The organism is Flavobacterium sp. GSA192, assembly GCF_006386525.1.
GTDB classification, from domain to species: domain Bacteria; phylum Bacteroidota; class Bacteroidia; order Flavobacteriales; family Flavobacteriaceae; genus Flavobacterium; species Flavobacterium commune.
The window spans coordinates 380,636-395,791 of sequence record NZ_VAHC01000004.1 but is presented as its reverse complement, the minus strand read 5'-3'; the positions used below and the strand labels follow the sequence as shown (position 1 = coordinate 395,791).

7 protein-coding genes are annotated in these 15,156 nt (G+C 35.7%); 3 read left to right on the top strand and 4 right to left on the bottom strand.

Annotated features, from left to right (window positions below):
• Positions 1-82: 82 nt before the first annotated feature.
• From FDM27_RS10570 to FDM27_RS10560, 3 genes are all read left to right on the top strand, one after another.
• The gene (locus FDM27_RS10570) at positions 83-4,105 is read left to right on the top strand and encodes a beta strand repeat-containing protein (RefSeq protein ID WP_140486330.1); all 4,023 of its coding nucleotides are present in this window, start codon (positions 83-85) and stop codon (positions 4,103-4,105) included.
• A 292-nt stretch (positions 4,106-4,397) separates the two neighbouring features.
• Positions 4,398-8,147 (top strand): T9SS sorting signal type C domain-containing protein, encoded by a 3,750-nt coding sequence (locus tag FDM27_RS10565; protein WP_140486328.1) that lies wholly within the window; start codon positions 4,398-4,400, stop codon positions 8,145-8,147.
• Positions 8,148-8,455: 308 nt separating this feature from the next.
• Entirely contained in the window at positions 8,456-11,563 is a 3,108-nt protein-coding gene (locus FDM27_RS10560) for a glycine-rich domain-containing protein (RefSeq protein ID WP_140486326.1), read from the top strand.
• Between the two features lie 70 nt (positions 11,564-11,633).
• On the opposite strand, the gene bioB is transcribed toward FDM27_RS10560, so the two are convergent.
• The 4 genes from bioB to FDM27_RS10540 form a co-directional block, all read right to left on the bottom strand.
• A complete protein-coding gene (gene bioB, locus FDM27_RS10555) occupies positions 11,634-12,719 on the bottom strand; it encodes a biotin synthase BioB (protein WP_071184166.1) in 1,086 nt (361 codons plus the stop codon).
• Between the two features lie 261 nt (positions 12,720-12,980).
• On the bottom strand, positions 12,981-13,421 hold the full coding sequence (locus tag FDM27_RS10550) for a hypothetical protein (RefSeq protein WP_071184165.1): 441 nt from the start codon (positions 13,419-13,421) through the stop codon (positions 12,981-12,983).
• Between the two features lie 82 nt (positions 13,422-13,503).
• Positions 13,504-13,941, bottom strand: a complete 438-nt coding sequence (locus tag FDM27_RS10545; protein WP_071184164.1) for a hypothetical protein — start codon at positions 13,939-13,941, stop codon at positions 13,504-13,506.
• 104 nt (positions 13,942-14,045) lie between these two features.
• Positions 14,046-14,984: a bifunctional riboflavin kinase/FAD synthetase gene (locus FDM27_RS10540; protein ID WP_140486323.1), complete on the bottom strand. Its 939-nt coding sequence runs from the start codon at positions 14,982-14,984 to the stop codon at positions 14,046-14,048.
• Between the last annotated feature and the right edge of the window lie 172 nt (positions 14,985-15,156).

The following is a 15,156-nucleotide window of genomic DNA, read 5'->3' as shown; positions in this document are numbered from 1 at the left end:
AACGATTTTGTTTTTGTGTCTGATTTTAAGTGTTTTAATTTAATTGTTGATTTGTTAAGTCTAATTTTATCATTTGGGTTTTATGAGGTTATTTTTATTTAAGAAAGTGATTTTTGGGGTACTGTTTTTATTTGTTTTTTCTACAAAAATAACTGGACAAACTACTACATCAGGAGTAGCCTACATTTGGTCAACAACTAACACATGGGCACCTAGCGGTGTTCCTGCCAGCAGCACAAATGTTACCGTTAATAATCCTCTTACTCTTGATCAAAATTTAACCATTAGTACAGGAAACTATACCTTTAATCAGGACGTAACCGATCAGCCTGGGGGATCAAATTATGACTTTTCAGCAGTTGATGCGTCGGGTAGCTTGACCATTGCTTCCGGGACTACCACAATAGGAGGTGTTACAAGTATAGGTGGAAATTCTATTTTTACATTAACGGTCAAATCAGGTACTACTTTAGTATTGGGAACTTTGGGCTCTACTTCTAACAATTTTTTAATTGGAAATAAATCGAGTATTACAATAGAGCAAGGTGCAACTTTAATTGTATATGGTAATATAGTAAATAGCAACAGTACTGGAAATTTTACAGTTAACGGTTTATTGCAAGTGTATGGAGATTATATAACTGATAATGGGAATATTGATATTTCAGGAACTACGGGTCAGTTTTATACCACTGGAGCTATGACTACTCAAGGCAATTCCTCTCAAATCTATGGATCTAGTAATAATTGTGCTTCTAATTGTTCAGGGACTTCACTTGGGTGTGGAACTTCAAATCCAGATACCGCTTACACTGCAACAATACTACCTCAGAGCCAGACTATTTGTTCGGGGGGAAGCATCTCTAATTTGACATTTTCTACAAATGCGCCTTCTCCTACTTATGAATGGCAATATAGTTTAACAGCAGGAGGAACTTATACTCCTATTTCAGGAGCAACTTCAAGTAGTTACACACCGTCTGCTTTAACGGTTACAACTTGGTACAGAGTAAAATATACATCGAGCGCCAGTGGTTGTGGAACTAAATATTCAGCTCCTATTCCAGTTTATGTTTCAGCTTCTACCTATACTCAATCTACTGCAGGACAGACTGTGTGTGGTGGGAGTTTTGGACCAATTTCTGTTTCTGCTTTTGGAACAGGTTTGACTTATCAGTGGTATAGCAATACTACCGCTTCTAATTCAGGGGGGAGTTTGATTTCTGGAGCTGTATCAAATGTTTATACTCCTTCAAGTGCTGTTAGTGGTACAACATACTATTATTGTGTGATAAATAGTTCCTGTGGGATTGCTTTTACGACTGCTGTTTCCGGAGCATTTACTGTAAGTCTGAATAGTGTTACGGCTGCCTCGTCATCTCCTAATCTTTGTGTAAATACACTAATGACAAATATTACTCATACAACAACGGGGGCAACAGGGATAGGAACAGTAACAGGATTACCTACCGGAGTAACGGCTTTATGGTCCTCTAATACAATTACAATAAGTGGAACACCCACTCAATCAGGAACTTTTAATTATAGTATTCCATTATCAGGTGGATGTGGAAATATCAATGCCACAGGTACAATAACGGTAAATGCTTTCCCGATTATCACAACTCAGCCGGTTAATCAATTAGATTGCGAAGGTGCTTCGGTAAAATTCAAAGTAATTGCTTCGGGTTCAGGATTGACTTATACTTGGCAGCGAAAGAGACCATTAGATGCTAGCTTTGTGACTATCGTAGACGTTGAAAATTATATTGAGAATTCCTCAACAAATGAAATTCGAATACTAAATGCAGGAAGTACACAGCATCCCAATGGAACACAATTTCAGGTAATTGTCTCTAATGGAAATTGTAGTGTGACTTCTAATGTAGCAACACTTACAGTAAATGAGATTACTAATGTTTCAACTGGCACCAATGTAATCCAGTGTTTTGGAACAAATTATTCTTATACAGTTACCACTTCCTATCCTGCCAATGTGGTTTCTTATCAGTGGAAAAAATCAGTGACTTCAGGAGTTTGGGATGATGTTATCAATGGTGGAGCTTATTCAGGAGCCACTTCTGCTACTTTATCTATTACTGGAGGAACTCCTGCAGAGTCGGCTGAATATCGAGTTTATATTACTTTTCAGTCCTCAGGAACCGATTGTAATGTAGCAAGTTACACCAGAACACGTAAAATTACTTTTTTACCACAATTAACAACTCCGGTAACTTCTATTACTCAGCCAACATGCTCAATAAATACAGGAACCATTACAGTAACCGTGCAAAGCGCAACCGATGAATATAGTTTTGATAATGGAGTAACTTATCAAACTAGCAATGTAAAATCAGGTTTAGCTGTAGGTTCTTATAATGTAATTATAAAAAATGTGGCGGGTTGTATATCATCAACTACTAATTGTCAAATAATAAGTGAAACATCTACTTGGAATGGTACAACTTGGTTAAATGGAAATCCTGATAGTAGTAGAGATGTTATTTTTGAAGATGATTTTAATTCGATAGCTGATATAGAAGCTTGTTCTTGCCAAATTACCAATGGTGCAAATGTAATTATCAATGGAACGCATACTTTAAAGGTGACTAATGCGGTTAATGTTGTTAGTGGTTCACTTACTTTCGAAAACAATGCCAGTTTGGTTCAGCTTAATGATACTGCTGTAAATACCGGAAATATTAATTATAAGCGTTATACCACCCCTGTAAGAAGGTACGATTTTACCTATTGGTCTTCGCCGGTTGCAGGGCAAACCCTGAAAAATTTATCACCTAATACTTTATATGACAAGTACTATGGTTACAATCCTGATACGGGTTGGGTGATTTATTATAACGGAACTAAAATAATGGATCCGGGGAACGGATACCTTGTTCGTGCTCCGCAAAGTTTCAGTATTACTGCTGCTACAATTGATTATGCACCAGTTTTTGTAGGTGTTCCCAATAATGGTGTATTTAATTTATCCTTGTTAGCAAATAAAACGTATCTTTTTGGAAATCCTTATCCATCGGCTATTGACGCAGATGCTTTTTTAGATGCTAATATGAATGTTTTAGAAGGAACCCTTTATTTTTGGACACATAATACACCACCCTCTAATGTTGCTCCCGGGTCTCAAGCTTATAATTACAGTGCTAATGATTATGCAACTTACAACAGAACGGGTGGAGTTGGAACTCGTGTTTCTACGGCCAAAGCTGCCAATACAGGAGGAGTTCTACCAACAGGTAAAATTGCAGCAGGTCAAGGTTTTTTTGCTCCATCAAGTGCTACTGGTGGAACGTTGATTTTTAACAATGGTATGCGAATTTCTGGCGGAGTTTCGGGAACAAATAATTCACAGTTTTTTAAATTAAGTACTACTTCTAAAACAGCTACAACTAATGCTATTGCAGATAAAAATCGTATTTGGCTGAATTTAACCAATAATGAAGGTGTTTTTAAACAAACACTTGTTGGATATATAGCAGGAGCTACCAATAATTACGATACCGGTTTTGATGGAATGAGTTATGACGGTAATCCATTTGTTGATTTTTATAGTGTAAACAATGCAGTAAATTTAGCTATTCAGGCACGTGCATTGCCTTTTGTGCAACAAGACAGTGTGCTTTTGGGTTATAAATCTACAATTAAGGGGGATTTCCAAATTAGTATCGATCATACTGATGGAATATTAATTTCACAGAATGTCTTTTTGGAAGATAAAGATTTAAAAGTAGTTCATAATCTTAAAAAAGGGGCTTACACTTTTAGTACTGAAAAAGGAGTATTTAATAATCGTTTTATAATGCGTTATATTGATGATAATGTGTCTAAAAAAGGAATTACAAAAGAAACAGTTTCGACCGGAGAAGTAGTTGTTTCGGTATTGAATAATATGATAAATGTAAGTTCGCCTAAAAAATTGATTGCTAAAATCAGTATTTATGATGTTAGTGGAGCAATGATTTACCAAAAAGAGGAAGTTTTAGCTAATGATGTTTTAATCCAAAATTTGAATTTGGTACATCAGCTACTGCTGGTTAATGTAGTTTTAGAAAACGGAGATACCATAGCAACAAAAATTGTATATTGATTTTATCAAAAACAGTATTGTTATTCTTTATCCCGATTGCGCAAGTAGTCGGGATTTTTTTATACAAATTAGGATGTCAAACATTGTAAATAAACAAAGTCAATTATCTTCTGAATCCTTTATTTACAAGGCATTTGTAAGTGTTAAATATGCACTTCAACGAGAAAACAAGTACATGAACGTTTTTAGTTTTTGGAACAAGAAATTACATTTAATCTTGCCCCGTAATTCATTTTTTATGAATTGAAAATTAAAGTTTTAAAGGCTTGCCTGCTCCAAATAAATATTTTTTATGAAACTAATTTTACCTAAGAAATCTTTTTTTATATTTTTAATTGTTCTGCTTTTTTCAATTGAAGGGTTTTCACAGACAACAGGGGATTATCGTTCTGCCGAAACGGGTGACTGGAATACAGCAGCAAGTTGGGAATACTATAATGGTTCTACATGGGTGACTGCAACTACTTATCCAGGTCAAAATACAGGAACTGGTGCTGTTTTGATCCAGACTGGGCATACAATAACGGCCATGAATAGTGTTCCTAATTCTATAGGCATTTTTACAATAAGTGGGGTGTTAAAATTATTAGAAAATATTAGTCATGGGCTTAACACAACATCTATTGTTGTTACAACATCTCCTGTAGGTGTTATAGTTTTTGATAAAAAATCTGATTTAAGACTACTTTCAAACACTGTTATTCAGGTTGGTATAGGAGGTTTGCAAGGCGATTGTTCTAATAACAACTCTCTTTATGTTGGTTCTACCGAGGTGGCTGTATGCGTTGGTGGAGGTAATTCAATACCAACTTTTTCTGAAGTAATGGCAAATGGGGGGTATAATGTAGTAAATGTTACGCCTTCGTCAGCTACTATTTGCGCATCAAATAGTGTTTCGTTGACGGCATCTGTTGTGCCAACTACAGGAGCTACATTCAGATGGTATAATGCCCAAACTGGCGGGACTCTTTTGTATTCAGGAAGTGTTTATAGTCCTTCTCCATCAGTAACTACTACTTATTATGCTGAAGCTTCTTATGGTTCTGGTGGTAGTGCATATTCAACTTCAAGAAAAGCAGTAACCGTTACAGTAAGCAGTACTACTGCTGCTCCAACAGGAACTGCTACTCAGTCATTTTGTTCAGGAGCTACGGTTTCAAATTTGTCAGCTACTGGTTCTGGAATAAAATGGTATTCTGCATCCACGGGTGGTTCTGCTTTAGCATCAACAACAGTTTTGACTAATGGAACTCATTATTATGCGTCTCAAACTTTAAATAGTTGTGAAAGTACTACTCGATTAGATGTTACAGCTATTATTAGTTCAGCTTCAGTTGCCCCAACAAATATTTCAGGTACTTCTACTATTTGTTTAGGTAGTTCCACTACTTTGACTGTAAATGGAGGTACATTAGGTACTGGAGGAACTGCAACATGGTATTCAGGCTCTTGTGGAGGAACATTAGTAGGCTCAGGAAATAGTGTAACAGTATCGCCAACTGCAACTACAACATATTATGTTAGATACGAAGGTGGTTGTAACACTACAACTTGTGCTTCAATGACGGTTACTGTCAATCCTGTTCTTAATGCAGGAGCTATTGCAACTACAGGCGAAACGATATGTAGTAACACAGTACCATCAACCACTATAGGCAGTACAACAGCAGTTAGTGGTGGAGATGGAAATTATACTTACCAATGGCAATATAGCCCTAGTAGTATTTTTGAAAATAATGTAACTACTGTAGTTAGCAATACAGCTACCTATACACCAACTCAGACATTAACTCAAACAACTTATTATCGTCGTCAGGTAAAAGACGTTACTTGTGATACTTACACAAGTTCTTCTAATGTTTGGACAGTAATTGTAAATCCGGTTTCATTTGGGGGCACGGTTTCAGCAAGTACAGCAGTTTGTTCAGGAACTAACAGTACTACTTTAACATTGTCAGGAAATACTGGCAATGTTGTAAGATGGGAATCATCATTAGATAACTTTGCAACAGCAGGAATTACAATTGTTAATACCACTTCAACATTAACTGTGACAAATTTGAATACAACAACAACATATAGAGCTGTTGTACAAAGTGGCTCTTGTTCAACTGCAATTTCAACAATAGCAACAATTAATGTGACTTCTGTTTCTACCCCAACAGCAGGAACTCCAACAAATCCAACTTGTACAGTGCCAACAGGAAGCGTAGTTTTGAGTAATTTGCCAGCATCAGGAATTGTTACTCGAACAGGAAGTTATAGTAATGATTCTTATGTGATTACTGGAGGTGGAAGTCAAACAATTACCAATCTTTTGCCAGGGGTTTATTATTTTGCAGTTACTAATGGAAGTTGTACTTCGAATACTGTAACAGTTACTATAGTTGCTCCTGAAACCAATACCTGGTCAACTGGTTCCTGGTCTAATGGAACTCCAACGATTAATCAAAGATTAGTTTTTGCTTCGGATTATACCAATGTAAACGATGTTGATATTGAGGGGTGTTCTTGTCAGGTTACTGGGACTACTGCTGTTACTATAAAATCAGGGCGTACTTTAAAAATTGAAAATGGTGTTGAAGTGCAACCCAATGCAACATTAACCTTTGAAAACAACGCCAGTTTAGTTCAAATGAATGATGATGTGGTAAACTCTGGAAATATCCGTTACCATCGTCATACTGATTATGTAAAGCGCTATGATTTTACCTATTGGTCCTCACCGGTTGCCGGACAAACTTTAAAAGCCTTGTCTCCTAATACACTTTATGATAAATATTACAGTTATAATCCAAATACAGGTTGGGTAATTTCATACAATGGAACAGCTACAATGCTTAAGGGGAATGGTTATATTATTAGAGCCCCTCAGACATTTAGTATTACTGTGCCTGCAATTGATACTAATCCGGTGTTTGTCGGTGTTCCTAATAATGGTGTGGTTACTTTACCATCGTTAGCAGGAAACAGAGTACATCTTTTAGGGAATCCTTATCCATCCGCAATTGATGCGGATGCGTTTATAGCCGCAAATTCAACTTCATTAGAAGGAACACTTTACTTCTGGACTCATAATACATCACCGAGTAAAGATATTGCGGGGGATGCAATTTATAATTACACCACAAACGATTATGTTACTTATAATAAAACAGGTGGCGTTAATCTTGCTTCAGGAAAAATTGCTGCAGGTCAGGGATTTTTTGCTCCGGCAACTGCTGCGGGAGGAGCAGTAGTATTTAATAATGCTATGAGATATACAGAAGGACAGTCTAATTATGATAATTCACAGTTTTACAAATTAAGTACCACATCTAAAGCTACTTCAAAGATTACAACAACCGAAAAAAGCCGTATTTGGTTGAATTTAACTAACAAAGAAGGTGCTTTTAAACAAACCTTAATTGGTTATATTAGCGGAGCAACTAATGATTATGATCGTGGTTTTGATGGAATGAGTTATGATGGAAATCAATTTGTTGATTTTTACAGCGTTAATAATAATGTGAATTTAACTATTCAAGGACGTCCTTTGCCTTTTGTTAAACAAGATAGTGTAGCTTTAGGGTATAAATCGACAATAATAGGTGAATTCCAAATTAGCATCGATCATACTGATGGTGTAATGTCTTCACAGAATGTTTTTTTAGAAGATAAAGATTTAAATATACTTCATGATCTTAAAAAAGGAGCTTATACTTTCAGTACTGCAAAAGGAACATTTAAAAATCGTTTTGTATTGCGTTATGTAGATAAAAATGCTGTTGAGCCAGTAGTTGAAACTCCTGAGGTAGTAACTCCGGAAGTTGATGGAACAGTAGCGGTTTCAGTACAGGAAAACCAAATTACAGTAAGTTCATCAGAAGATTTGATTTCAAAAATCATTATTTATGATATTTCAGGAAAAATAATTTATCAGAAAGAAAATGTGTCTGCCAATGATGTTGTGATACAAAATTTACTGTCGGGTCAGCAAGTTCTTTTAGTAAGTTTGGTTCTTGAAAATGGTAAAACAACTTCAACAAAAATAATCTATTAATGTAATTTTCTTAATTTCTTATACAACAATCCCGATTGCTAAAACATTCGGGATTTTTTTATTTTCTAATGTCTTCAAGGTTTTACAGAGTTTAAAAGCTTGTGGATTAGTTTTTCTTACGGATTTAAAAGTTTTATAAATGTAGTTCTTCACTTTGTTTAATTGTTAAAAAATGTATTTTGACAGAAAATACTTCTTTTTAACGATTTTTTTTAATACTTTTATTTCGATTTTTAGACCCCCTAAAAAATTATTGTTTACTCGGTATTGTCATATCGGGCAACTGTTTAATTTTTAAAATGGGGGCTATGAATATAAATTACTTTGCATTGGCTGTGCCAATAAAAACCATTAAAGTGCTCGGCTTTCTAATGCTAACTTGTCTGGCAACTTCCTTTTCTAATTATGGGCAAACTACAAAAACTTTAACCACTTCAGGTGAATTAGAAGTGCCTGCGGGTGTTACTAGTTTGTCTGTTCAATGTTGGGGAGCTGGCGGTGGCGGTGGTGGGTCTAATAATACGTTATCTGCTGCAGGTGGTGGTGGCGGTGGTGCATTTAAAGGAGGAACAGTAACTGTGGGTACGCATAAAGATAATATTATTGTTCCTTATACAGTAGGATCAGGTGGATTAGGAGGGACATCGACCAGTATTAATGGCTCTGCAGGAGGAAGCACTATTTTTTCTACTATTTTCGCTAATGGAGGAGGAGGAGGTCAGGGAGGAACTGCATTGATACAGTATGGTAGTGGTGGTGTTGGAGGAATAGCAACAGGAGTAGCTGGTGATTATAGAGGGGGCAATGGAGCTAACGCTTATCTTCTAGGAGCTTCACTTATTCCGTTGGTTATAGAAGCTAATATAAGTGGAGGAGGCGGAAGCAGTGCTGGAACAGCTTCAAATGGTAATAATGCTTCGGGTAAAAATGGAGGAGCAGCTGTAACTAATGGAGGTGGTGGAGGTGCTGGTAACTCACAAAATGTGATTGATTTATTATTATCTCCTAATAATCCAGGTACCTCAGGAAGTTTTCCAAGTGGTGGTGGAGGTGGAGCTGTAGGTGTAGGTGTTGTAAATGGTGTTGTTGGAGGACTTATTGACGGATATATTGTGGCAAGCAATGGAGGAAACGGAGGAAACGGCCAAATCAAAGTTGATTATACCTGTCCTACTTATAGTATTTCAAATCTTAGTGCTGATGCTGCTTGTGTTCAGACATCGGCTATACAGTTGACGGGAAATTTACCTATAGGAACTTATACAGTAACTTATAATAGAAGTGCTCCTTCGGCTATAGGGCTTACTGCTACTATGGTGGTTGAAGTGGCAGGGACGGGGATTATTGATGTTGTCGGTTTGCCTACTGCGGGTTCAAGTACAATTACAATAACTGAACTTAAATCGGTAGATTGTATAAGTGTTGTCAATGCGGCTATTACTTTTGACAGAGCTGAAATACCAACAGTTGCTATTACTACACATCCCAGTTGTGCTGTGCCTAAAGGGACTGTTGTTTTGAATAATTTGATAATTGGCGGAACAATTTATCAAACAGGTATTTCAAGTGCCAGTTATCCAATAATTGAAAACCCTCAAACAATAACCGGACTTGATTCTGGAAACTACAATTTTGTTGTTTCTAATGGGATTTGCAGTTCTCTAACGGTTTCTGATATAACTTCTGTAGGTATTAATAATCCACCGCCTGCAATAACCTGGAATGGCTGTTGGGATGGTGTTCCTACTCCGGAGAATAAAGTGATTTTTGCAGAAAGTTATAATGATGATTCAGAAAATTTAGATGAAAATACAGATATCGAAGCCTGTTCCTGTGAAGTGAATTCAGGAGCTCATGTTACTTTTAAAACGGGACGCTATTTAAAATTAAGAAACGAATTAAAAGTTGATGCTAATGGCTCGCTAACTTTTGAAAATAATGCGAGTTTGGTTCAAATGAATGATGATAGTGAGAATGAAGGAAAGATTATTTATGAACGTCATACAAAACCGGTCAAAAGATATGATTTTACCTATTGGTCTTCGCCGGTTGAAGGACAAACTTTGAAAAATCTCTCTCCTAATACACTTTATGATAAATATTATAGCTTTAATCCCGGTTCAGGTTGGCAAATTCATTATAATGGCAATAAAGAAATGATGCCAGGAGAAGGTTATATTATTAGAGCACCGCAAAGCTTTAGCATAACTGACCCTGCGGTTGATGATAAGCCTAAATTTGACGGAAAACCCAATAACGGAGAAATAAAAAAAGAACTAAGCGGAGGTCTGGTTTATCTTTTAGGGAATCCATATCCTTCGGCTATGAGTGCCGACGCTTTTTTGACTGAAAATGCTACTCAGTTAGAAGGGACTCTTTATTTCTGGACACATAATTCGCCACCAAGCATAAAAGTTGATGGAAACGCTATTTATAATTATACGGCCAATGATTATGCAACTTATAATCTTACTGGAGGTGTGGCAACTCATGCCGCCATCCAAGATGATGATGAAAATGACCCTAATGATAATAATAATCTAAGTGTTCCATCAGGAAATATTGCTGCTGCCCAAGGTTTTTTTGCTCAGGCAAGTACTGCAGGAGGTGAAATAGTTTTTAATAATGCCATGCGTCTTTTGGATGGTGAGCTTATGGATGATGGACAAGAGTATGATGAAGTAAGGGATAATTCGCAGTTTTTTAAATTAGGAAGAACTTCAAAATCTACTAATTCGGTAGATAAAAATCGTTTGTGGTTGAATTTGTCTAATGCCCAAGGCGCTTTTAAACAAACATTAATTGGTTACATAACCGGAGCGACTAATGGTTACGAAGGACGTTTTGATGGCATGAGTTATGATGGAAATCAATATTTGGATTTTTATAGTATCAATCAAGGGACAAATTTATCGATTCAAGGTCGTGCTTTGCCTTTTCAAAAACAGGATAGTATTGTTTTGGGTTATAAAACAACTATTGTGGGTGATTTTAAAATAAGCATTGATCATGCTGATGGTATTTTGGCTTCGCAAAAGGTATTTTTGGAAGATAAATTATTGCAAATACTGCATGATTTGAAAGAACCTTATTCTTTTACTACCGAAAAAGGAATTTTTAAAGACCGATTTGTTTTGCGCTATCTGGATAAAAATGCTGCAATTGAAGATACAACAGCCGTTGAGGTAGAAGGGGTGTTGATTTCAACAAATGATAAAGTAATCAAAATTAATTCTGCCACAGAGATAATTGATGCTATTTATATTTATGATTTTTCAGGCGAATTAGTGTATTCAGATATGGCTGTTGATGCAGTAGGTACAACAATTAGTAATTTATCAGTTGCTCATCCGGCTTTAATTATTCAGGTAGTATTAGCGAATGGTAAAAAAGCCTCTAAAAAAATAATCTATTAAGATTCCGGTTTAAATAAAAAATCCATTAGATTTTTTGAGTCTAATGGATTTTTTATGTTTTAAAAAGAATTTATTTTCCTTTAATAGATGCTTCTACGTTACGCTCAATTGTGTGTCCTGGACGCGACCATTTTGGTTTTTCGCCCAGAGGAGCAAATTGAGAATCGGCGGCTTCAACTGTTTTTGGTTGGGAAACCTTAGTAAATGGTTTTTGAGGATTCAAACCTAACATTTCAAACATTTTCATGTCTTCGTTAACATCAGGATTAGGAGTTGTTAGTAATTTGTCACCAGCAAAGATTGAATTGGCTCCTGCAAAAAAGCACATAGCTTGTCCTTCGCGACTCATATTCGTTCTTCCTGCTGATAAACGTACCTGAGTTTCCGGCATTACAATACGAGTAGTAGCTACCATACGAATCATTTCCCAAATTTCAACCGGTTTTTCTTCTTCCATCGGAGTTCCTTCAACAGCAACTAATGCATTAATTGGCACCGATTCCGGTTGTGGGTTTAAGGTAGAAAGTGCAACGAGCATGCCTGCACGGTCTTCAATACTTTCGCCCATTCCGATAATTCCTCCGCTACAAACAGTAACATTGGTTTTGCGAACATTTTCTATAGTTTCTAAACGATCTTCAAATCCTCTTGTCGAAATTACTTCTTTGTAATATTCTTCAGAAGTATCAAGGTTATGGTTGTAAGCATAAAGTCCGGCTTCGGCCAGACGTTGTGCTTGGTTTTCGGTAATCATACCCAGTGTACAACAAACTTCCATATCCAGTTTATTAATGGTACGAACCATTTCTAAAACCTGATCAAATTCAGGGCCGTCTTTTACGTTTCTCCAGGCTGCTCCCATACATACACGGGATGAACCCGATTCTTTAGCGCGTAAAGCCTGTGCTTTTACCTGATTAACTGACATTAAATCGTTTCCTTCAACACCAGTGTGGTAACGAGCCGCCTGAGGGCAGTAGCCACAATCTTCCGGACAACCTCCTGTTTTTATAGATAATAAAGTAGATACCTGAACCACATTTGGGTCGTGGTGTTCTCTATGAATAGATGCTGCTTCAAATAGCAAATCCATCATAGGTTTATTATATATGGCGATAATTTCTTCTTTTGTCCAATCGTGTTTTGTAATACTCATTGTATTGTTTTTTTGATGGCTCAAAAGTAGTCAAATTGTTCAAAATGGCAATGCAATAGCTTTAAAAAGCAGCGTATTCGTTTTAAAAAGTTGGACACAGATTACACTAATTGTTGCTTATTCTTATCAAAATTGAAATTGAATGACACGAATTCCAATCTGTTTTAATGATTCGTGTAATTGCTTCGCCTATTTGTCTATTGGCTATAGCTTAGGTCGTGGCAGAAAATTTTAAATTTGAATATCTTGTTTGAAAAGGAATTAATCGGTTAAAAATCGATTGTTCCAATACAGCATTAATAAAAGAGTGACAATTATTGATGAAGCGATTCCTTCAAACAATAAGGATATAGAATAGGCATCAATTGAAGGGTTGCCCCCAAAGAGAAATGTTGCCGATAAAGATTGCACAAAGGCATCTCCGCCTTGTAAATAACTGTAAATAACAAGTCCGATGATGCTTAAAATAACCCCAACTACTGAGGTAGATATGGCAGAAACAGCATTTGAAACAAATTGATTCTTGCCTTCCTGAAGGTTCATTTGAATGGTTCTGTTGACTCCGTAAAACACAAAACAGATGTTTAATAAGCGCAAATAAAATAAGTCGGCCAGACCGAATGCTTCCATAAGCAAAAAGTAAATGCTGATAGTTATGAAAATAATAAACCCGTTGGTGATTTCTTTAGGTGGTGGTTTCATTTTGGTTGTATTAAAATTATAACATTGATTATGTTTGTTTTATAAATTCAGCACGTTTTAATGCTGAATTTGGGTTACAATTTTAGTCTGACGGATATTTTTTCTTCCAATATAACATTAAAGAAAACGTTACAATCACCGCCGAAACGATTCCTTCAAAAAGTAGAGAAATGTTATAAGTCATTACAGAAGGGCTTCCTACAAACAATAATGATTCGGATAATGTTTGAATATAAGAATCTCCTCCTTTAGAATAGATATAGGCTACTAAGCCCATTATGCTTAAAAGCACACCTGTTAATGCAGTTAGTAATGCCGAAATAGCATTGTCAGCAAAGTCGGTTTTTCCTTCAACAAAATTAGATTTTAAGGTTTTATTGACACCGTAATAGATAAATACGATATTAAAAAGTCTTAAAAAAAATTGATTAGAAAGGTGTAAAACCTCCATTAATACAAAATAAAGAGCAATACCTATAAAAATAATAACTCCGTTGTATAATTCTTTTGGCAGTTTCATACGCTTGATTTTTTAAGGTTAAAAAATAATTGTTTGATATACAGGGTATTGTCTATCAAATTTACGTAAAAAACAGGAGTTTATTTAATAAAATTCAGGTTTTTTTATTTGGTTTGCAGTTCTTTGATATAAGAAAGTGTTTGGATTTTATCTTTCTCAATTTGTTCTTTCAGTAAGCTTATGGAATCAAATTTTTCTTCTCCCCGAATGCGTTTTAGAATCGAAACGCTAATTTTTTGGTCATACAAATTGTCTTCAAAGTCAAGGTAGTGGACTTCTACCGACAGATGTTTGCCGTCAACAGTAGGATTATGGCCTATATTCATCATGCCATATACTTTTTGTTGGTTGATTAGGCTACTTACGATATAAACTCCTTTGGAGGGAATCAATTTGTAATCTTCGTCAATCTTTAAATTGGCTGTTGGAAAACCAATGGTTCTTCCCAGTTGTTTTCCTTTGCTGACTGTTCCGGTTAAAATATATTCATAGCCCAGGTATTTGTTAGCCAAAAGCATATTTCCTTCCTGAATGGCGTTTCTTATTTTAGTCGAACTTACCGAGATGTCGTTAATTTCCTGTGCCGATATTTGTTCTACTTCAAAGTTGTATTTTTTACCAAATTCAATCAAATTGTTGATGTCAGCGGTTCTGTTTCTTCCAAAACGGTGGTCGTAACCAATGATTATTTTGTGAATTTTAAATTGTTCAACCAATACTGTTTTTACAAAATCTTCGGCGGTTAATCTTGAAAAACTTTCGTCAAAAGGATGGATAACAAGGTTTTGTATTCCTAATTGTTCCAGTAAATTTACTTTTTCAGAAATAGTATTGAGTAATTTTATTTCTGAACGTTCCTGTAAAATCATTCTGGGATGCGGGAAAAAGGTTAAAACAGTGCTTTCGTATTTTTCGTCCAGAGTGTTTTGAATTACTTTTTCCAGTATTTTTTTATGTCCAATATGAACCCCGTCAAAGGTGCCTAAAGTAAGGATGGTTTTTTTTGGGGAACTGAAATCTTTTATAGAATGAAAAATCTTCAAAGCAATTATTTTATAGTAGTGCAAATTTATGTTATCTAATTTGAATTTTAAGGTATGGCTAATCTATTTTTTGAAGTATTTGGGTTGATTCTAACAAAATAGCAAATAATATGCAATAAAATCAATTGGTTTTAGGACTTTAATTAAAACCAATTTGTTGAATAATTTTTGA